The organism is Aneurinibacillus thermoaerophilus, from assembly GCF_900099925.1.
Taxonomy (GTDB): domain Bacteria; phylum Bacillota; class Bacilli; order Aneurinibacillales; family Aneurinibacillaceae; genus Aneurinibacillus; species Aneurinibacillus thermoaerophilus.
Window position 1 is genome coordinate 69,946 of the sequence record NZ_FNDE01000009.1, and the last position, 20,691, is coordinate 90,636.

The 20,691-nt window shown below is 46.8% G+C and carries 18 protein-coding genes and 1 riboswitch; of the genes, 3 read left to right on the forward strand and 15 right to left on the reverse strand.

Going from position 1 to position 20,691, the window contains the following annotated elements; translation table 11 throughout:
* Positions 1–93 precede the first annotated feature (93 nt).
* The 5 genes from lepA to gpr all read right to left on the reverse strand — a co-directional run bounded on the left by lepA (position 94) and on the right by gpr (position 6,103).
* Complete coding sequence (gene lepA / locus BLR88_RS06925; protein ID WP_057898063.1) at positions 94–1,908, reverse strand: translation elongation factor 4; 1,815 nt, start codon at positions 1,906–1,908, stop codon at positions 94–96.
* Between the two features lie 67 nt (positions 1,909–1,975).
* A complete protein-coding gene (locus tag BLR88_RS06930; protein WP_057898062.1) occupies positions 1,976–3,088 on the reverse strand; it encodes a M24 family metallopeptidase in 1,113 nt (370 codons plus the stop codon).
* Positions 3,089–3,243: 155 nt separating this feature from the next.
* Entirely contained in the window at positions 3,244–3,561 is a 318-nt protein-coding gene (locus tag BLR88_RS06935) for a DUF3679 domain-containing protein (protein ID WP_057898061.1), read from the reverse strand.
* 14 nt (positions 3,562–3,575) lie between these two features.
* Positions 3,576–4,757 carry a stage II sporulation protein P gene (gene spoIIP, locus BLR88_RS06940; RefSeq protein ID WP_057898060.1) on the reverse strand — a complete coding sequence of 394 codons (1,182 nt, stop codon included), beginning with the start codon at positions 4,755–4,757 and terminating at the stop codon, positions 3,576–3,578.
* A 236-nt stretch (positions 4,758–4,993) separates the two neighbouring features.
* Positions 4,994–6,103: a GPR endopeptidase gene (gpr, locus tag BLR88_RS06945; RefSeq protein ID WP_091260283.1), complete on the reverse strand. Its 1,110-nt coding sequence runs from the start codon at positions 6,101–6,103 to the stop codon at positions 4,994–4,996.
* Positions 6,104–6,361: 258 nt separating this feature from the next.
* Between gpr and rpsT the strand changes: the two genes are divergently transcribed.
* Entirely contained in the window at positions 6,362–6,628 is a 267-nt protein-coding gene (gene rpsT / locus BLR88_RS06955; protein WP_057898057.1) for a 30S ribosomal protein S20, read from the forward strand.
* Between the two features lie 77 nt (positions 6,629–6,705).
* Here rpsT and holA read toward each other — a convergent pair whose 3' ends face one another.
* From holA to BLR88_RS07000, 9 genes are all read right to left on the reverse strand, one after another.
* Positions 6,706–7,770: a DNA polymerase III subunit delta gene (holA, locus tag BLR88_RS06960; RefSeq protein ID WP_057898056.1), complete on the reverse strand. Its 1,065-nt coding sequence runs from the start codon at positions 7,768–7,770 to the stop codon at positions 6,706–6,708.
* Positions 7,771–7,981: 211 nt separating this feature from the next.
* A complete protein-coding gene (locus BLR88_RS06965) occupies positions 7,982–9,247 on the reverse strand; it encodes an anti-sigma factor (protein ID WP_175493571.1) in 1,266 nt (421 codons plus the stop codon).
* A gap of 1 nt (position 9,248) precedes the next feature.
* Positions 9,249–9,791 carry an RNA polymerase sigma factor gene (locus tag BLR88_RS06970; protein ID WP_057898054.1) on the reverse strand — a complete coding sequence of 181 codons (543 nt, stop codon included), beginning with the start codon at positions 9,789–9,791 and terminating at the stop codon, positions 9,249–9,251.
* 72 nt (positions 9,792–9,863) lie between these two features.
* Positions 9,864–12,263, reverse strand: coding sequence for a DNA internalization-related competence protein ComEC/Rec2 (locus BLR88_RS06975; protein ID WP_057898053.1), 2,400 nt, complete (start codon positions 12,261–12,263; stop codon positions 9,864–9,866).
* A gap of 2 nt (positions 12,264–12,265) precedes the next feature.
* Positions 12,266–12,901 (reverse strand): MazG-like family protein, encoded by a 636-nt coding sequence (locus tag BLR88_RS19465; RefSeq protein ID WP_057898052.1) that lies wholly within the window; start codon positions 12,899–12,901, stop codon positions 12,266–12,268.
* Between the two features lie 101 nt (positions 12,902–13,002).
* Positions 13,003–13,587 carry a hypothetical protein gene (locus BLR88_RS06985; RefSeq protein WP_057898051.1) on the reverse strand — a complete coding sequence of 195 codons (585 nt, stop codon included), beginning with the start codon at positions 13,585–13,587 and terminating at the stop codon, positions 13,003–13,005.
* A 104-nt stretch (positions 13,588–13,691) separates the two neighbouring features.
* Entirely contained in the window at positions 13,692–14,195 is a 504-nt protein-coding gene (locus tag BLR88_RS06990; RefSeq protein ID WP_057898050.1) for a deoxycytidylate deaminase, read from the reverse strand.
* Between the two features lie 138 nt (positions 14,196–14,333).
* On the reverse strand, positions 14,334–15,632 hold the full coding sequence (locus tag BLR88_RS06995; protein ID WP_057898049.1) for a homocysteine synthase: 1,299 nt from the start codon (positions 15,630–15,632) through the stop codon (positions 14,334–14,336).
* A 104-nt stretch (positions 15,633–15,736) separates the two neighbouring features.
* A riboswitch (SAM riboswitch) is annotated at positions 15,737–15,841 on the reverse strand.
* 88 nt (positions 15,842–15,929) lie between these two features.
* On the reverse strand, positions 15,930–16,625 hold the full coding sequence (locus BLR88_RS07000; protein WP_057898048.1) for a helix-hairpin-helix domain-containing protein: 696 nt from the start codon (positions 16,623–16,625) through the stop codon (positions 15,930–15,932).
* Between the two features lie 99 nt (positions 16,626–16,724).
* Between BLR88_RS07000 and BLR88_RS07005 the strand changes: the two genes are divergently transcribed.
* The gene (locus BLR88_RS07005) at positions 16,725–16,973 is read left to right on the forward strand and encodes a DUF2533 family protein (protein WP_057898047.1); all 249 of its coding nucleotides are present in this window, start codon (positions 16,725–16,727) and stop codon (positions 16,971–16,973) included.
* Between the two features lie 100 nt (positions 16,974–17,073).
* On the forward strand, positions 17,074–17,910 hold the full coding sequence (gene comER / locus BLR88_RS07010; protein ID WP_057898046.1) for a late competence protein ComER: 837 nt from the start codon (positions 17,074–17,076) through the stop codon (positions 17,908–17,910).
* Between the two features lie 193 nt (positions 17,911–18,103).
* On the opposite strand, the gene leuS is transcribed toward comER, so the two are convergent.
* Positions 18,104–20,563, reverse strand: coding sequence for a leucine--tRNA ligase (gene leuS / locus BLR88_RS07015; protein ID WP_057898045.1), 2,460 nt, complete (start codon positions 20,561–20,563; stop codon positions 18,104–18,106).
* Positions 20,564–20,691 lie beyond the last annotated feature (128 nt).

Consider the following 20,691-nt stretch of genomic DNA (forward strand, 5'->3'; position numbering starts at 1 on the left):
CTTTCTATCATAATTAACTATAGCAAAGGAGCGGGGAGCAAAAAGGCTCTTTTCCTTTTTACCCTCCGCTCCTTGTATATGGCCTGTTTCTGATTAATTACCGTCCATCTTAAGCACCGCCATGAACGCTTCCTGCGGTACTTCCACGCTTCCGATGGCTTTCATGCGCTTCTTGCCCTCTTTTTGCTTTTCCAGCAGTTTGCGTTTTCGGGAAACGTCCCCGCCGTAACATTTTGCAAGCACATTTTTGCGCATCGCCTTGATCGTTTCGCGCGCAATAATTTTGTGCCCGATAGCCGCCTGAACCGGTACCTCGAACATCTGACGCGGAATCAGCTCTTTCAGCTTCTCGCACAACACGCGGCCACGCTGGTACGCACTGTCGCGGTGCACGATAACAGACAGGGCGTCCACCACTTCACCGTTAAGCAGGATGTCCATTTTGACAAGCTTTGACTTCTTATAGCCAGACAATTCATAGTCAAATGAAGCGTATCCTTTTGTGCTGGACTTTAGCTGATCAAAAAACTCAAATACAATTTCAGCGAGCGGCATCTCATACACGAGTTGCACGCGCGTCTCATCAATATATTGCATATCAACGAATTCGCCGCGTTTGCGCTGGCACAAATCCATGATGGCACCCACATAATCTTTCGGCACCATAACCGTTGCTTTTACATACGGCTCTTCAATGAAATCGATTTTCTGCTGCTCCGGCATATGGGACGGATTTTCAATCGCAATCTTCTGTCCATCCGTTTTCGTCACATGATAAACAACGCTGGGCGCGGTCGTAATAATCGGGATATCGAACTCGCGCTCGATTCTCTCCTGAATGATTTCCATATGCAGCATGCCAAGAAAACCGCAGCGGAAGCCGAATCCGAGCGCCTGTGACGTTTCCGGCTCAAACTGCAACGATGCATCGTTTAGTTGCAGTTTTTCGAGCGCTTCGCGCAAGTCATTATAATCGGCACTATCCACAGGATATATGCCGCTGAACACCATTGGGTTTACTTTACGGTAACCCGGCAGCGGCTCATCCGCCGGGGTGTCCGCCAGCGTAATCGTATCCCCGACACGCGTGTCGCGTACGCTCTTGATACTCGCCGCAATAAACCCTACATCGCCTACGGTCAGTTCGTCAACCTGTTTCGGGAACGGCGCATGCGTGCCGACTTCCGTCACTTCGAACACTTTGCCAGTCGCCATCATTTTGATTTTGGAACCTTTTTTCACCGTACCATCCACAACCCGCACGAAAGCGATAACCCCGCGGTACGGATCGTACACCGAGTCGAAAATGAGCGCTTTTAAAGGGGCGTCCGGATCGCCGCTCGGCGCAGGCACTTTCGCCACGATTTGTTCCAAAATTTCTTCGATTCCAATGCCTGCTTTTGCCGACGCGAGCACCGCTTCACTCGCATCAAGACCAATGACATCTTCAATCTCCTGCTTCACCCGATCCGGTTCCGCGCTGGGCAAATCAATCTTGTTAATAACCGGAAGGATTTCTAGATCATTGTCAAGTGCAAGGTACACGTTCGCCAGCGTCTGCGCCTCAATGCCCTGGGCGGCGTCCACGACGAGCAGCGCGCCTTCGCAGGCTGCCAGACTACGTGATACTTCGTACGTGAAATCGACGTGCCCCGGCGTATCAATCAGGTGAAGAATATATTCTTCTCCATTTTTCGCTTTATATTTCAATTGTACGGCATTCAGTTTAATCGTAATGCCGCGCTCCTTTTCCAATTCCATTTGATCCAGGAACTGATCTTCTCGCTCCCGCTCGCTTAGCGCCCCGGTAAATTCAAGAATACGGTCAGCCAAGGTTGATTTACCGTGGTCAATGTGGGCGATAATGGAAAAATTCCGGATTTTTTGCTGTCTTTGTCTGCGATCCATACGATACCTCCCACGAGGAAAAAATGCACTAAGTACTATTATATCAGGTGCTGAATAGAACAGCAATTCAAATCTCAAGCTTGGTCAGCGCTTTCGGAAAAGCAGTAAGCGTTTGGGCACCATCCGCCGCCACATACACATCGTCTTCAATTCGCACGCCGCCCACACCTGGGACATATATACCGGGTTCAATAGTAAAGACCATGCCTTGTTCTATCAATTCTTCATTTGTTCCATGTACAGACGGGTATTCATGCACTTCCATGCCGAGCCCATGACCGACCCGATGCGTAAAATACGGCCCGTAACCGGCCGCATTGATTATATTACGAGCGGCTTTATCGACTTCAGCCAGAGGCCGTCCGACCCGTACCGCACGAAGCGCCGCTTCTTCGGCACGCAGAACCGTATCATATATCTTCTCCATTTCCGCACTCGGCTCCCCTATAACAAATGTGCGGGTAATATCGGAACAGTATCCGTCTTTCAATACGCCAAGGTCAAACAGCAAAAATCCGCCTTCCTGCACGATCGTCTTTCCCGGAACACCATGCGGTAACGCTGAATTCGCCCCTGCCAACACCATCGTGTCAAATGCAGGCGCATCCGCGCCTTTCTGTTTCATAATGTATTCCAGTTCAGCAACAAGCTCAAGTTCCGTTATGCCTGCTTTGACGCGTGTTAATCCCTCCGCAAGCACATCTTCAACAAGCTGTACTGCTGCGCGGATGCGCTCAACTTCTTCCTGCGTTTTTTTGTTCCGCATCTTTGCAATGATATGGCCCGCATCAAGCATCTGCAAACCAGGAGACACAGCCATCAAACGTTCAGCTTGACTCAGCCTCATATATTTCTTTTCAACCGCCATCCGCCGAACGGCTCCCTTCATATTTTGTTTTACCAAAGCGAATGGCTCATCCGTATCCCGTACGCCGATAATTTCTCCCTCGATTGCACCTGTTGCGCTCAACGCGTTTTCGGCTTTTTCAAGTTCAAGTAAAGGCACGAATAATACTGCTTTATCTTCCTGCAACAAAAGAGCCATAAAACGTTCGTGTGGATCACAAACAAAGCCGGTTAGATACGCTACGGACAAAGGCGATGTAAGCAATGCCGCATCCGCGCCCCGACCTTCCAACTCCTTACGCAATCTATCGATTCTTGTTCCGTACACGTCCATTGGCCTTCCCCCTGCCTTAAGTAAAGTTCCTCCTCCATGCAATCTTATCATATTCCGTACGCTTCCTCTTCCTCCCTTCCAATCCAGGTAAGAAAAACTTGCTGTTTTATACGCACTACAATGTAAAAAAGCAACCGCTCCAGCGATTGCTTCCTTTACAGCTTATCCATAATCCACTCCATCATATTGCGCGTTATTGCAACCACCCAATTACGCATTTTGTTTCCCAACTGGCTTACCCAGTTCTCGCCTGTCGCTTTGACATCTGAAAACGATTGCTCGGAAATTATCTGCTTCCCCAAAACTTCAACTTCAAAACGCCCGTCCTCCACTTTTTTAACATAAAATCCTTTCAACGGTTGGTCAGAGGCGCCTTCAATACGCTGGATACCTTTCTCCGCCAGATTGATGCCGCATAGAACCCCTGCGAACAAAACACCGACAAGCAAAAAGAATTTGGCGGCCAGCTTCACCGTGCTCCCTCCTGTCAGGACTGTTTCGGCTTCTTTTTCGCATTGACTTTCTCCGCTTCCCAATATATTTCAGCAATCGCATCCCCTAACGCGTCAGCCGTGCGGTAACATTCCTCTAAGGTATTGTCCACACCACCTACTTCGATCAGGATAGCATTGGGAGAAACGGACTGGTTATATTCACCATTCCCACCTTTTTTGCCAAATATACCTTTAGAGAGACCAGGATATTTCTTTTCGACCGCATTGTGTATCTTAAGGGCGAATTGCTGATTTTTCTCCCAGTTTTTGTTACGCATACCGATGACAAAATGAAGTTGTGCATACGTTTTTCCATTAATTTTTACCGTTGTTGAATCACGGCGCAGCGAATCCCTGTGAATGTCGATAAAATAATTCAAGCTTCTGTTTTCGGTCATCACCTCCTTGACCGTTTTTAACGATTCCGCATAAGAAAGCGCGTACGAAGCATGACGATCAATCAAACGACCTGTAAAATCCGTCTTCCCTACAGAAGAGCCGATCCCGTTTTTTTCAAGCGACTGTGCCAAGCGCTTGCTTATGAGGGTAACATTCACTTTTGAATCCATCGCCAAATTCGGATCGTTTTGCTTGCGCGCTTTCGGCACCGCGTGTACCCATGATTCCCTGTTATGCGTGTTATAAATGAAAAAAACTTTTTGGCCGTTGGTAGACAGCGGCTCCCCATTTGGCGGTGCTTCTTTTTCCGAAGTCGCTTCTCTCACCTCACCCGGTGCATCCTTCAGCGCTTCTGGCGGCGGCGAAGATTCAAACGGCAACTCGCTCAATGCTAATTCCTTTCCCGAGACCAGTACTTCCGTATCATATAAGCTAAAGCCCGGCAACTCGTTTCCGAGAAAGCTGCGCGGATCTTTCAAATTAATACTTGTTACAAGCCGAAATGCAAGGGAAGATACATCAATATTTTCTCCATGTTTCGCCATCGTCTTGAAATAAGGAATTTCGTAGCCCATCGTATGAAGAAGCACACTGTTCGACATCGCTACCGTCATTTTTCCGATATGTTGCGAAGAAAGCCGTCTATCCGCCTGCGAGACGAACAAAATACCCATGAATATAAAAATAACCGCCGTTCCCAGCGAAAGGATAACAAAACTTCTCTGCATGCCTGCCCCGTACAAATTCACGACAAAACCGCGATATCTTCTGTACATGCCATACTCTCCTTTCCCGCTGTTCAAAGGTTGTCCATTGTCTTCATCGATTTCTCTACTAAATCTATGAATCGTGAGTCTTTTATAGAACAAAGAAAGACATAAAAAATAAAGAAGTGAGAAAAAGGATATTTCTCCCAGTTTCTCACTTCTTTGTCTATGGTCTATCCATTTTCGTATTTCGCCATTCCTGCTACGCGCCATGAAATAGGGTTGATGTATCAAGTCAATACACCTTAATGCGTGTATGCCGACACATTGTCCATATCAATGGAACCGTGCAAAGCAGCATTAAGCCCGTTCGCAACAACGTTAGCGATATCTTCTACATAATCATCTATTTCTTTCGGGGTCACGATTAAATTGTGGCCGAGCGGGGCGAGTACTTCATGAATAAGCTGCCGCTTTTCATTTTCTTCCAGTCCGCCGATCATGCCAAGAATGGCTTGTTTCTCCTCCGCGTCCGGCATGTCCTCTTCTGTGTATCGCTTCACTTTGCCAGGAAACTGAAAGCCGCGCGGCAGCAGACGGCTGGACGGTTTCGGGTTTTTCGCTTCTTTCAGCTGACGCCCCAGATGACCCAAAATATACGAAATCGTATCATGAACGATGGTCACAGCGTCAACGACCGTAGGTACACCAACAGCGATAACTGGAATGCCGAGCGTTTCTTTGGTTAGCGGTTTTCGCTTATTACCAACGCCTGAGCCCGGGCTGATACCTGTATCTGAAATCTGAATCGTGGTGTTTACTCTTTCAAGTGCGCGTGACGCAAGCGCATCAATTGCAATCACAAAATCAGGCTTTGTCTTTTCTACGACCCCATATACAATCTCGCTCGTTTCAATACCGGTAATCCCCAGAACGCCAGGCGAAATGGCGCTGACCGGCCGATACCCTTCTTCCACCTGTTCCGGCATCAATTCAAACAAATGACGAGTGACAAGAACATTTTCTACCACAAGCGGCCCGACTGCGTCCGGCGTCACGTTCCAGTTGCCAAGTCCTACGATCAAAGCACTGTCGTTCTCCTTAATCCCCGTCTCGCTCAGAAACGTATGAAACTCTTGCGCAAACCGTGTTGCCACTCTATCCTGAAGTTCGGAGTCTTGGCTTCGTAAACCGGGAACTTCAAGGGTAACGTACCGGCCCGGCATCTTTCCGATACGCTTCGCGCCTTCCATCGTTTCTACTACCATTTTCGAAACGGTAATTCCGCCTTCTTCTTCGCTGTGGAATCGGATGCCATTCAACTCACCTGCTTGTTCTTGTTCCGCCATCTCCCGTGCTTCCAACGCCAGGTCAGTTCGTACACTATATATGCTTAAATCAAGATGTTTATCCATGCATATCACCTCGTTTCCATGCTTTCCCGTTCCCTTCTCCTTTATACTAAAGTTCTATCGAAAACCTGTACAAGACAAATGCGCCCGAGCGGCCCAGATGTTTTGCGAAGCCGTCCAAGGCGATACAAAGCAGGCATTTTTGCTACGTAAGCGGCAAAAGGAAAACAAAAACTTTCTTGCAAACGTTTGGCGTACATGATACAATTTCATTTGTTGACTTTATAATGACGTATCGGATGCACCAAGGAGGTGAATCTAATGCCAAACATTAAATCTGCAATTAAGCGTACAAAACAGATTGAAAAGCGCCGTGCACACCGTGCCGCTCAAAAATCCGCTCTTCGCACCGCGATCAAAGGCGTGGAGGTTGCTATAGCAGCAGGCGATGTGGAAGCAGCTAAAACCGCGTTGCAAATCGCAAGCAAACGTTTGGATAAGGCTGTAACTAAAGGTCTCATCCATAAAAACGCGGCTGCCCGCAAGAAATCTCGTCTGGCGAAGAAGGTTAACGGTTTGTCCGCATAACCATATATGCATATATGAATGCATTCATATCAAGAAAAAGCGACCTGTATATAAGGTCGCTTTTTCTGTTGCTGCGCTCAGGAAGCATGCATGATATCTTTCAATCCAAGAATAAAAAGCTCCAGCGCAAGCACTTTATCAATTTGCCCGGTTTTAATCCGGATATCTTCTTCAGCCAGTCTGTGCAAAATTTTTCTAAGCGCTTGTTCACTGAATGCCCGCGCCTGCTCAACGGCAAGTTTGGCGACATACGGATGAATCCCAAGCATAGCGGCCATTTGTTGTGGAGAATAGCCGCGCGACTTAAGCGTCTTTATCTGCAACAAAATCCTGAACTGCCGCGCCAGCAAAGCCAGGATTTTCAATGGTTCCCCTTCTCCTTTCGTTTCGCTGCTTCCAACATTTATCCGCTGCAAATCATAATATATTTGAACGGCATCCTCAATTTCGAGGCGTGCAACTTTATCAATTAAACGGAAAATATCATGTTCTAATTCCCGAGTCGCCAGCATTTCAACCGTCTGCTTGGTGATTTCTTCACCTTCGCCGACATACATTGCCATTTTCTCGACCTCTTTATCCAGTTGGCGCAATTGCGTGCCGCTCATCGCGATCAAAAGCTCCGCCGCAGCCACTTCCATGTGGACATGATACCGCTTGGCCTGCCGCACAACCCAATCCGCCAGTTCTGCTTCTTTTAACGGCGCACATTCAAGAACGATGCCGTTATGCTTCAATGCTTTTACCGCTTTTTTTCGCTCATCTAGCTTATCCTGTGCTACTTCAAGAATCAGAACAGAATGTTCAGGCGGATGATTCGCGTATTGTACAAGCGCCTCCAAATCATGTTCTGGCGCACCGGACGGCAACTTCACCCCGGTTAAAAACAGCGCGTGCGAAGCCCGCACAACCCTTTTTTCACCCATAAAAGGAAACGTTTCCGCATCTTGGAGCGCAACCTGCACCGGAATTTCTCGCAAGTCGTACACGCTATAATTAAAATCGCGGCTCGCATCATCCAGCATCCGTTCTTCAATCAGCCTCACCAGCTCGTCCATCATATATTGCTCGCTTCCGTACAATACATACACTGGCGCCACCTTTCCTTGCTTAATTTCCCGTATCACCTGCCGAATCTGCATCTCTTGTCACCCCACTCTCCTCTCATCTATCGTATTATATCAGGTTGAATGCGGACAAATAAAAAAACCATGGCAAAACCACGTGCCATGGCCTATAGAAGGCTATGCGTATATGTAAACGCTCGAGAACCAAGCGGGCCCTTTTCCTGACCCCCGAGCGATAAGCACTGTCGCTTTTACTACATCATACGCAATAAACAAAAAAGCGTGCTTATTTATTAAAAATTGGATGTTCAATATTTTTTTCGAGGTCAATTAACCATTCCTGCGGTTCAGGTACCGGCGCGTCTTCCGTACCTGGACGAGAAATATACTCAAGTTTATACAAAATTTGCTTGTCGTTAATCCAATAATAGGAGACGTTATACACATCAGGCCATGTATGCGTCACAAACTCAATATGCCCTGTTCCATCACGCACAAGCAACCGATTGCCGTTCTTGCTCACAAAAAACTCTCGGCTAGGAGACGGTTTTCCGGGCGGCTTATATGCATTGTTTGCTCCCGTTCCTTCTTTTTCTTGCGCCTGTCCCTCTGCGATAGCAACCTTTTTCTCACCCATAAGCATCGGCGGATGTTCAGTCGTAGCATCTTTCTTTAGCGAGGAAGCCTCACTAGATTTAGCAGCAAACGTTTTATTATCTTCCTGAGGCTCCGTCGCTTTGGCTATGGCGACTTCTTGTCTGGGTTCCGCATCCTCTCTTGGTTCATCTGCCTTAGCAACCTCCGCTTGCGCTTCAGAGTTCGGCTGAGCTAACGACACTTGCGGTGTGGAATCGCGTTTCGGTCCAGCCTGTGGCGTCGCCTCATGTGCCTTTGTTTGCTTGGCAGAAGAAAGACTATCGGATAAATTCCCGGAATTTTGGCGCTTCTCCGCTAAAGAATGTCCCGGGGCTGAAGATTCTCCAAAAGCGGCTGTATTTACTTCTGCTTTATCAGAAGCGGGAGAGCGCAAAGCAATTTTTTGCCCTCCTTGCTGGATATCTTTCTCCTGCTGTGGTTCCGTTCTTTCTTCTTTTGCTTTCATAGCAGTTGATATTCCCGGATTTTCCTTCGTCAAACTCTGCACATTGGTCTCCAAAAGCGATTGTTTCATCGTCGTCTGATCAAGCGTAAAAATGATAGCCGAAATCAGCAAGCCTGCTACCGTCGCCGTGCCGATATAGCGGTACCAAATCGCCCTTTTCTTCTTTTTCGGCAAAACCTCCACGGAAGCAACTTGCTCACGGTCGGAAGGAGAGAGCTGGCGCGTTCGGTCGATTTCATCAAGCTGTGGCAAAATAGATTGGACAATGCTAAACGGTGGCTCTACTATCGGTAATTGTTCAAGATAGGTAGATAGAGAGTGTAAACGCTCGTACAACAAAGCACATGCTGGACAAGACGTATAGTGCCGCAATAATTCTTCTTTCTCGGCATCATCAAGCTCGCCATCCAAATCGCGCTGCATCCACTCATAAGCTTCTTCGCAACTCACTCTACACACCACCTTTCTGATATTCATGCAGCAATTCCTGAAGATGCTGCCGGGCCCGATAAAGGTATGACTTAACGGTATTCAAAGGCATATCCATAACTTCCGCAATCTCACCATATGATAAATCCTGAAGATAGCGCAATGTAACAACAGTGCGTTGATGCTCGGGTAGCCGCTTGATAGCTTCCCTTACTTCTTCAGCAACTCCTGCCCGCTCTATTTCACGCTCTACATCATGCGAATCGTAAAGCGTAAGCTCATGCTGATCAATTGAGACAGTTTCTTTCTTTTTACGAAATTTATCGATGCATATATTGGTAACGATACGCTGTACCCAAGTGGAAAACTTTGCCTTCTCCTGGTATGTATCGATTTTCGTATAAATTCGAATCAGCGCTTCTTGGGAAGCGTCCAGTGCATCATGCTCGTTTCCCAGTATATAAAACGCGGTACGATACACAGAATGCTCTATGGACTCCAGTAATTGCACAAGAGCCTTCCGATCCCCGTTCTGGGCGGAGCGTATTAACTCTGCATCAACCACGCCCGTGCCTCCCCTCTCATACTTTTAAGACGTAAGGTATATGCTAAATGTTGCGCAAATCATAAATTTTATCTATCTGCACGCCGTAGATTTCCCAAAAGTTCTATATATAACTATGCCATCCCGCACATAAACAGTGATCGCCCCGCATATGTCCGTCCGTAAAATAATGCTATCCAGCGCAGCAAGTCTTGCTATCACTTCACGGTGTGGGTGGCCGTAACGGTTCTTCTTCCCTACGGAAATCACAGACAGCTTCGGCTTAAGATAGTTCACCCAATTTTCCGAAGTCGAACTTTTGCTGCCATGATGCCCAACTTTAAGCACATCCACCCGGCCAATGTTCGCTTCGCTTAATAGACGTTGTTCCCCATCCTTTTCCAGATCGCCCGTAAACAACATGCGCACACCGTAGGCTTGAAGTAACAACACAACCGAATTTGCATTGTCTTCTCCAGTGGATGAAGGCGCGGAAGCAGGATTAAGAACGCGCCATACGATCTCTGGTTCCTCCCTCCACACCTGCCCCTGTTCGGCTTTCCTGACAGAAATGCGTTTTTCTTTAAACAATCGGTTTATTTCTGCTTCGATTTCTGTCTTTGCAGGCAAACCATTTACCATGGCCTGTTTAACGCGAATATGATTTAGCAAATACGGCATCCCCCCAACATGGTCGCTATCTCCGTGCGTAAGCACCAGCAAGTCAATGGTAGAAATCCCCCGCGAATAAAGAAACGGCATAACGACGGATTTGACTGGATTGAACGGGTCTCTTCGCCGCTGCCATGGCTTTTTATTCCCCTCCGGCAGCGGTCCTCCTCCATCAATAAGCACAACATTGCGCGGAGTTTCGACGACGATAGCGTCTCCTTGTCCGATGTCCAAAAATGTAATGGTCACCCCTTTTCTTTCCCAAGAAATAAAAAGAGTTCCGAACAAAAGGAAAGAAAAAGATGCAAAAATCATCACATTTTTCCAATTAAGGGCTATTTTATCATACAACCATCCAAGGAGAAAGAGAAGCCAGAACGTATATCCACCTATCCAAAACAAAGATGGCGAACGAAAAACAAAACGAAAACTCCGCCATTCTTCAGCCTTATCCAACAGCTGTAAAACTGGAAGCAGGAGCGTGTCCACCACTTTTGCCGGCAAGAACCCGAAAGCTGGATGGATCATCCCCAGCATAAATGAAATAGCGGCCATCGGCGCGATCATGATACTTATAAAGGGAACAAACAAAAAATTGACCAGAGGTGAAAGAAAAGAATAAACGTGAAAGTAATAAATCGTCAGCGGAAAAGAAACAAGTGTAGCTGCTAATGTCACCGCAGCAAGACCCCGTACTCCGTCCCGTTTAAAGGGAAGCTTACGCATCAACGGCGGTACAAAGGAAAGCAATCCAAAAGTAACAAGATAAGACAGTTGAAACCCTACATCATGAATATAATAGGGGTTGGCAAGCGCCATACATAAAAAGGAAGCACCCAAAAGGTTCCAGCCATCTTTTGCCCGGCGCATAAGAAGCGCAAACAAGGCCAGTTCACCCATGATAAGCGCACGTACTGCCGAAGCGCTGGAACCGGTCATTACTACGTATACCGGCAACAAACACGCGGTAAGCAAATAAGAACGCTCCCGGGTAAAGCCGAATAAACGTAAAACGTAAACAAGTGCGACAACAAGAAGCGTAATGTGCTGCCCAGAAATCGCAATCACATGGGTAAGCCCAAGCGAAGAAAATGTAGTGTACAATTCGGGGTCTACACGATCCACCGCTCCGAGTAACATTCCTGAAAGCAAGCCCGCTGATGTCGGATGATATAATTCGAAAGCCCGATTCGCCAGCTTTTTCTGCCAGGACATCATCAATCCTGTAAATCCGATTGGTGCATGTCCGTAGGATAAACTTTCAACATCCCATATCTTTCCAATCCGATGAATATGCTTTCTATGGAGATACGTTGGGTAGTCAAAAGCGCCCGGGTTTGTAGGAGGGGCCGGACGTTCGATTTCTATTTTTCCGCTCAAGGTTGCTCCATAGCTGAGAACTTTCTCCGCCTGCCTTCGGCTCGCCTCATTCCGAAAATAAATCGTTGTCTGCACCAGCTCTGGAACTTCTAAGGCTTTCCCATTAAGTACATGAATGCGCAAAATAAATTTGCAGCGATCTCCATCAAACATCACTGCGCTCTGAATCTCTCCCGCAAATGCTGCGTTCGTTTCATCTGGTAAAATGCTCACATTATGTTTTTCGATCCACAAATACCAAGAAAATCCTGTGATAAAGAACAAAAGTCCCGTCACAACAAGTTTATAGTATGCCTTATTCTTGAAAACAGGCAATATCCCCACGATTATAAACCCTAACAGCAAACCGCAACCTAAACGGGCGCTGTTGACAAACTGAGAAGCACACACCAACCCGCTCAGCATGTACAAACCGCAGAAAAAAAGCGCCCGTTGCCTCATTCTTATTTCACATACCCGCGCTTCTTCAACTTTTCCACATGCGCACGCATCAGCGCATCAATATCCATCAAAAAAGTCTCTTCCAATATGTATAACATTGTAAAGCAACACTGGGCAATATGCAGAAGATTTAAACCGCACCCTTTTAAAATTTGTTCATCTGTATGAACCCGCTTCTCTCCGCTAGCACCGCGAAACTTACCGATCCATTGGGCAAACCGCCCGATAGCGACAGAAATATTTAATACTGTACTGTCAAGCGTAACACCAGGAATGGTAAGACGCGGCAAACTCATTGCCCGAAATCCTTCTTCATTCACTTTAATATATACATCACCAGCTACGCTTTCCAAATACCCTTTGCGCAACAGTTTGGCCAGATGGTCATCAATCATATCTTCCAAGCGCACCTCAGGCGCTAAATCTTCCAGAACAAATGTCATAGAAATACAAGTTTGAGCGACATCGAGCAATTCACCGGCTACGTTTTGCAACGCTTCTCGCGCCCGTGGTGTTCCCTGTTCATCCATCCAGCAAAGGATGGCTTCACTGAGCTCTCCCTGTTCTTCCACCAGCTTGCGAAAAGTCGACTCCAGCGAAGGAACGAGTCGATTTAGCCTGGGAAGTACGATCTCCATTTTACTTTCCCCTTTCTCCCCTATACGTTTTTTCTTTCTATTGTATCATAAAAATCAAGATAAATGTAAAAAAAAGGAAAAAGTTTTTTTCCTCTTTCCTTCTAATAATTCTGTAGCTCATTCCATTGATCAGTGAGCAGACACAACTCTTGCTTGATGATATGCACGTGAGGTTCTTTGTTATGTATCATACAATCATTCAACTTCTCCAGCAGGTAATTAATGCGACCTTCTAAAATTTGCCGATCGATATACTGATCCACCAGTATGTTCGACAACTCTTTCTCCTCGCCCAATCCGTTGCTTTCATAGATACGTCCCTCGCGGAAGTGAATATCTCTGCTTACTCCTTCCTCATACAGACGAAGCATGCCGCTCGCTCCCATCAGGTAAATAGAACCATAAAACAGACGAATAAGAGGATTGCTCATCATTTCCTCTTCCGTAATACCATTGATATAAAGACGGCCTTTAATCGGCAGACCTGCTTGTACAACCAAACGAAAGACGCCGTGTTCCGTATAAAAGCCGAGCAACAATGTGCCCTGCATCGTTTTCTTTTCTTCTACCGTTATTTCGGAACGGGATTTCGCTTCTTCCACAATGCGATACACATCATCTGTTCTTTCCTGAGGAGCTTGGAAATTATCACATACGCCACGGATCGTTGCGACATTCGGTTGCATTAAAATCACCTCGTTTATAGTTCAAAAAAATATCCTCTTGCTACATCTTTACCCCCTTAGTTATCATCCATACCACATTTTTACACTTTTTATAAAAAAATATTCTAATCTACAATTTCTATCTGAACCCCGGCCGGAGGCGTATACTCAAGCAACTGACGAAACATAATTTGCTTCTGTTCAAAAAGATGTGCTACCTTCTCATAGTCTTTCAAATATATCCGATGATAGACCACCTCGATGATGCCGCTGTTGGCGATTAAATTAGCGCACATCCAGCACGGCTGATCCGTGACATAGATGGTGGCTCCCTGCCGTTCCTCCTGGTCGGTAAACAAAAGCAAATTCTGCTCTGCATGAATGGTGCGAATGCATTTTTGCTTCTCAACGCTGTTCCCTTGTTCGTCTACCTCATAGTAGGTATGCAACATACATCCAACATCAAGACAAGACTCAACGCCGCTTGGGCTTCCGTTGTAGGCCGTTCCCAGCACTTTTTTATTTTTGGTTAGTACCGCCCCAACGTGACGGCGCGGACATGTGGCCCGGGTCGCGGCCATATACGCTAAATCCATAAAATATTCATCCCATGTCTTCCGTGGGCTCATATCTTTCCCTCTCTTCTGTTTCTTTCTCTTTACTATTCTAACCTGCGAAAAAGAATACCGGAAAGAAAAAAGGGAGAGAAAGTCTTCTTCCTCACCCCTTCTAAAACTTATTACTATTCTGCTTCCGTCAAACTACGATTATGCATTCACCAGTTGGCTGGCTTTAAGCGCCTGCTCAATGTCGGCAATAATATCATCTACCGCTTCAATACCGATAGAGAGACGAATCATATCCGGCGTAACACCCGCACTGCGCTGTTGTTCTTCCGTTAGCTGCTGATGCGTCGTACTTGCAGGGTGGATAACAAGCGTTTTGGCATCGCCAACATTCGCCAAGTGGGAAAGAAGCTTCAGGCTGTTAATAAAGCGTTTGCCTTCTTCCAGCCCACCTTTAATGCCGAACGTGAAAATGGAACCCGGTCCTTTTGGCAAATACTTCTTTGCGCGCTCATAATAAGGACTGCTCTCAAGCCCTGCATAATTCACCCAGGAAACAAGTTCGTTTTCTTGCAAATATTCCGCTACTTTTTTTGTATTTTCCACATGACGCTCCATGCGTAAATGAAGCGTCTCCAACCCTTGCAGGAATAACCAAGAGTTGAACGGAGATATCGCTGCCCCAAAGTCGCGCAGCAATTGTACGCGCGCTTTGATAATGTAGGCAAGATTGCCGACTGCTTCCGTGTATACTACACCGTGATAGCTCGGATCTGGCTCAGTTAACCCTGGGAACTTGCCATTGTTCCAGTCAAAGTTACCGGAGTCGACAATCACGCCTCCAATTGAGGTACCATGACCACCGATAAACTTTGTAGCAGAATGAACAACAATGTCAGCGCCAAATTCAATCGGACGGCAAAGATACGGAGTGGCAAACGTGTTATCTACAATAAATGGAATTCCGTTCTCATGCGCGATGCCCGCTAATGTTTCCAAATCAACTATATCTGCGCGTGGATTTCCGATCGTTTCCGCATAAAGCGCTTTTGTCTTGTGCGTGATCGCGGCACGAATAGCATCCTTATCTTCCGGATCAAAGAATTTCACCGTTATGCCGAACTTCGGAAACGTATGCGCGAACAGGTTGTATGTTCCGCCATATAGATTGCTGGAAGCGATAATTTCATCCCCCGCATGCGCGATGTTTAAAATAGAGAACGTAATTGCCGCCTGACCGGAAGCGACCGCAAGCGCACCCACACCGCCTTCAAGTTCCGCAATCCGCTTCTCAAACGTATCCTGCGTCGGGTTCATAATGCGCGTATAAATGTTACCGAATTCTTTCAATGCGAACAAATTGGCTGCATGCTCCGTGTCTTTAAATACATAAGAAGTTGTTTGATAAATTGGCACCGCGCGCGAAAGCGTCGTCGGGTCCACTTCCTGTCCTCCGTGCAAGCATACCGTCTCGAAATTGAATTTGCGTTCTTCTGCCATTCTCTTTTTCCTCCCTGTCATCATTCTTTGTTTTCGGCGATGCCAACCAAAAGAAAAATCCTCTTCTTTGGAAGAAGAGGATTCTACGCAGGTATGTATCATCGCTCTCATCTTCCAAAGCATGCTGCTTTGCTGGAATTAGCACCTTGCACATACGTGCCGGTTGCCGGGCTTCATCGGGCCAGTCCCTCCGCCGCTCTTGATAAGAGATGTCTTATATAAAATTTTCTCGCTTGAGCTGATTCTGGTTTTATTATAGCCTTACTATTCCTACCTGTCAACTTAATTTGAAGATTTTTATTGTACAGAAATTTTGGCGCGCATTTTCTCCAATGTTTTCGGACCAATTCCTGCTACCTTTGTTAAATCCTCTACCGTTCTGAACAGGCCATTTTCTTCCCTGTATTGAATAATAGCTGCTGCTTTTCCAGGCCCAATACCAGGAATGGTTTGTAGTTGCTCTAATGTAGCTGTATTAATATTAATTTTCTCCTCCTGCCCGGGTGCGCCCGGCGCAGAAGCTGTTCCTGCTGATGCCAGACCCGTTGTACCGATTAGAGCCTCTTCTCCTTTTATCGGAATATATAAGAGCATGCCGTCAACAAGCCGCTGCGCTCCGTTGACTTGCTTTGCATCCGCTTCCGGAAGCAATCCGCCCGCCATCCCGATGGCCTGATACACACGTGCCTCAGCCGGTAACGTATATACCCCTGGCTTCGCTACCGCGCCCTTCACATCAACGACGACAGTCGCCTGAACGGATGGCGCAGGAGAGCGCGCGCTTTCCTCTTTTTCTATGGGATCTCCCGTTTGATCGTTCTCCCCGGCAGTGAAAACGGAGGAGCCCGTAACCGCTTGTTGCTCAGAAAACGGAAGCGTTTTTGCTTCTGTTTCCTCCTGAGTGTAATTATAAAAATAAATACTACTGCCCAAAATAAAAAGACATATACTAATACTGATCCATTTTTTCTTTTCTACAAACCAGCTTTTCACCGCATCTCTCTCCCTTACTTGTAGTTTTCTAACTTTTTGCCTATACTTTTTATATAAACATTCAGAAAATCGCCACTTAAAAAAGGAGGATTGCAAACAATGGGTGTTCATCACGCAATTTCAGCCCACTCCGCAAGGCAAGCTGAGTATATTACGCTCTACCGCAAACTGGATGCGGTGCGGGAAATGTGGATTGAAAAAGCGGTAGAGCAATGCAAGAACGGAGAAAAAATCAGCGTGGAAGAGATTAATAACATCACACAACAAATTAATCAACTTGCGCAACGTTACCATCTTCCGCCGCGCAAACTTGTGACGGAAGAAATGGTACAAAATATTTGTAAATAATTACCACATCTCTATCTTAGCATAATTAGAAAAATATGTGTACTAAATCTTTCTTTCCCCTCATACTTATTAAATAATTATAATCGCCGGGGGGATTTAGATGCATATCGGCTTTATCGGAACGGGAAGTATGGGAACAATCCTCATTGAAGCCTTTATCGAATCTGGTGCTGTTCTGCCCGCCCAAATCTCTGTTGCCAATCGGACACCGGAAAAACTACATGCGCTCACGGCAAAACACCCGGACATCAAGGCTAGCACTAACATAAATGTGGCCCAAAAAGCAGACATTCTATTTCTGTGCACCAAGCCCCTGGAATATCGGACGGTACTCGACGAAATTGGCGAACATTTGACGCCCGATAAACTTGTTCTATCTATCACAAGTTCCGTCGGTGTGCAACAATTAGAAGCATATATTCCTTGCAAAGTGGCCCGTGTCATTCCCAGTATTACGAATACAGCGCTCAGCGGTGCTTCACTCATTACGTTCGGTGCCCGTTTAACCCAGACTGATCGTACCTTGCTGCTCACACTTCTTTCTGCCATCAGTACGCCTATAGAGATTGAAGAATCGCAAACACGAATTTCCTCGGATATTGTAAGCTGCGGCCCAGCTTTTTTTAGCTTTCTAATGCAACGCTTTATTGACAGCGCGGTCGATCATGCATCCATTACGGAGGAGCAGGCTACAAGATTAATGACCGAGATGATTATCGGGCTTGGCCGCCTGCTTGAAGACGGACGTTTTTCGCTGCCGACACTTCAGGCCAAAGTTTGCGTGCCAGGTGGAGTAACCGGCATCGGCTTGCACGTGCTTGATGAAGAAACACAGGATGTGTTTAAACATTTAATTGAAGCAACGCACAATAAGTTCAACATAGATGTACGGGAAGTTCAGGAAATGTTCACCAACCAAAAAAACTCCTTCCATTGAACAAGGAAGGAGTTTTTTGCGCACTCGGAAGATTACTTAACGACCTGAGCGCCTGCTTTTAATTTGTCAGAAATTTTAAGGCTAAAACCCGCAGCAGCTTTCTCATTTACTACTAATTGAACATCTTTCAAAGCTTCAACAGGAATAGAATCCAGCTTCTCGCCCTTTAACCCCCGGGCTGCTATAGTATCGTCTAGCCTACAACGATATTTACCAGTTTGCCCGGAACGGCGATAACTTTACGCACCGTCTTGCCTTCAACCAGCTCTTTGATTTTTTCATTTTCGGTAGCAAGAGTCTCCATCTCCTGCTTCGTCAAATTGGCTGGAATAACCATTTTATCGCGTACTTTGCCGTTGATTTGGACGACAATTTCCACTTCATCAAGCACGAGCGCGGCGGCGTCATACTTCGGCCAGGACTGCTGGTGCACGCTATCTTCATGACCGATCATACGCCACATTTCTTCCGTAATGTGCGGCGCGAACGGCGCGAGCAGCACAACCGTTGTTTCAATGGCGTGAGCTAGCATGCCACGATCCGCAGTTTCCGGATACGCATAAATTTTGTTTACAAGTTCCATGATGGCACTGATTGCTGTGTTGAACTGACGACGCTCACCGATGTCTTCACTTACTTTCTTAATGGTCGCGTGTAACGTGCGGTTCAAATCTTTGGCCGCGCTGTCGGACAAGTTCACCTGCGGGTGTCTTGCCACAAGCTCTGCATGGCTATCCACCATACGCCATACGCGATTTAAGAAGCGATAGCTTCCTTCTACCCCGCTGTCGCTCCACTCAAGATCACGATCCGGCGGCGCCGCGAATAAAATGAACAAGCGTCCAGTATCCGCTCCGTACTTGGCAATGATTTCATCCGGACTGACAACATTTCCTTTTGATTTGGACATTTTTGCTCCGTCTTTCAGCACCATGCCCTGTGTAAGTAAGCTCTTGAACGGCTCGGTAAAGTTAACCATGCCAGCATCATACAATACTTTGGTGAAAAAGCGGGAGTAGAGCAAGTGCAAAATCGCGTGTTCAATACCGCCAATGTACTCATCTACAGGAAGCCACTTATTCACCTTTTTCGAATCGAAAGGAATGTCGTCGTTTTTCGGGTCTGTATAGCGCAGATAGTACCATGACGAATCGATAAACGTATCCATCGTGTCCGTTTCCCTACGCGCTGGCCCACCGCAGGATGGGCAGGTCGTATGCACGAACTCTTCGGATTTAGCTAAAGGATTACTCATTCCGTCAATGACGACATGATCCGGCAGCATGACGGGCAAATCTTCTTTCGGTACCGGAACGATGCCGCAATCGTCACAGTAGATAATCGGGATCGGCGCACCCCAGTAGCGCTGGCGAGAGACGAGCCAGTCGCGCAGGCGATACGATACCGCCGGGCCACCTACCCCCTTCTCCTTCAAATGCTCACTGATGACAGCAAGCGCCTTGCGGTTCGGCATTCCGTCAAATGAATCTGATTGCACAAGTACGCCGTCTTCCGTGTACGCTTCTGCCATTTCCTCATTCGTGTCAACTTCCTCGCCTTCTGGTGCAATTACACGCCTAATCGGCAAGTTGTATTGTTTGGCAAACGCGAAGTCGCGCGTATCATGCGCCGGAACTGCCATCACAGCCCCTGTGCCATAGTCGAGCAACACATAGTTCGCAATCCAGATCGGAATGTCCTCACCGGTCAGCGGATGGCGAGCATACGCCCCGGTAAACATTCCTTCTTTCGGTGCATCGGTCGATGTACGAGTAATGTCCGATTCTTTCTTAATTTTTTCAATGAACTCTAGCACTTCTGCTTCGTTTTCTTTTCCTTTGACAAGCTTGCGTACAATCGGATGCTCTGGCGCCAATACCATGAAGGTTACGCCGTACAGCGTATCCGGACGCGTTGTGAATACGGTCAGCTTCTCGTTCAACTCCGGCACTTCAAATGTAACTTCCGCCCCCGTGCTTCGGCCAATCCAGTTGCGTTGCATCGTTTTGACCTTTTCGGGCCAGCCGTCAAGCTGATCCAAATCTTCAAGCAAACGATCGGCGTAATCAGTAATTTTGAAATACCATTGTTCAAGATCGATTTTTGTGACTTCCGTGCCACAGCGCCAGCAGCAACCGTCTTCCACCTGTTCGTTAGCGAGCACGGTTTGATCGTGCGGGCACCAGTTTACCAATCCTTTTTTCCGGTAAGCCAAACCTCTTTCATAGAACAAAAGAAAGAGTTGCTGCGTCATTTTATAGTATTCCGGCGAGCAGGTTGTTACTTCTCGCTCCCAGTCATAGCTTACCCCAAGCTGTTTCTGTTGGTTTCTCATAAAATCGATATTTTCGTATGTCCATTTTGCCGGCTGGGCCCCCAGCTTAATCGCGGCATTCTCCGCCGGCATGCCAAAAGCATCCCAGCCCATCGGATGAAGAACTCGGTAGCCGCTCATTCTTTTATAGCGTGCGACCACATCGCCAATGGAATACACGCGCATATGGCCCATATGAAGACGCCCGGACGGATATGGAAACTGTTCAAGACAATAGAATTTTTCTTTGGCATCGTCTTCGTTCGTGCGATGCGCGTTTGTTTCATTCCAGTATTGCTGCCATTTTTTTTCGATTTCATGCGGATTGTACGTCCTCATCAACGAATGACCTCCTGATCTTCATTAAGACAAACTCGCAGGCATTGCCCGCAAGTTTTTTCTGCCTACAATTCGGAAAGAAAGTATTTTGGTACGTTATGATTTTAAGATAACATATACTTTCTTAT

Bases quoted from the DNA above. Each gene is read 5' to 3' on its own strand.
- lepA (WP_057898063.1), bottom strand. From the start codon at position 1,908: ATGGATCGCAGACAAAGACAGCAAAAAATCCGGAATTTTTCCATTATC.
- BLR88_RS06930 (WP_057898062.1), bottom strand. From the start codon at position 3,088: ATGGACGTGTACGGAACAAGAATCGATAGATTGCGTAAGGAGTTGGAA.
- spoIIP (WP_057898060.1), bottom strand. From the start codon at position 4,757: ATGTACAGAAGATATCGCGGTTTTGTCGTGAATTTGTACGGGGCAGGC.
- gpr (WP_091260283.1), bottom strand. From the start codon at position 6,103: ATGGATAAACATCTTGATTTAAGCATATATAGTGTACGAACTGACCTG.
- rpsT (WP_057898057.1), top strand. From the start codon at position 6,362: ATGCCAAACATTAAATCTGCAATTAAGCGTACAAAACAGATTGAAAAG.
- holA (WP_057898056.1), bottom strand. From the start codon at position 7,770: ATGCAGATTCGGCAGGTGATACGGGAAATTAAGCAAGGAAAGGTGGCG.
- BLR88_RS06975 (WP_057898053.1), bottom strand. From the start codon at position 12,263: ATGAGGCAACGGGCGCTTTTTTTCTGCGGTTTGTACATGCTGAGCGGG.
- BLR88_RS19465 (WP_057898052.1), bottom strand. From the start codon at position 12,901: ATGGAGATCGTACTTCCCAGGCTAAATCGACTCGTTCCTTCGCTGGAG.
- BLR88_RS06985 (WP_057898051.1), bottom strand. From the start codon at position 13,587: ATGCAACCGAATGTCGCAACGATCCGTGGCGTATGTGATAATTTCCAA.
- BLR88_RS06990 (WP_057898050.1), bottom strand. From the start codon at position 14,195: ATGAGCCCACGGAAGACATGGGATGAATATTTTATGGATTTAGCGTAT.
- BLR88_RS06995 (WP_057898049.1), bottom strand. From the start codon at position 15,632: ATGGCAGAAGAACGCAAATTCAATTTCGAGACGGTATGCTTGCACGGA.
- BLR88_RS07005 (WP_057898047.1), top strand. From the start codon at position 16,725: ATGGGTGTTCATCACGCAATTTCAGCCCACTCCGCAAGGCAAGCTGAG.
- comER (WP_057898046.1), top strand. From the start codon at position 17,074: ATGCATATCGGCTTTATCGGAACGGGAAGTATGGGAACAATCCTCATT.
- leuS (WP_057898045.1), bottom strand. From the start codon at position 20,563: ATGAGGACGTACAATCCGCATGAAATCGAAAAAAAATGGCAGCAATAC.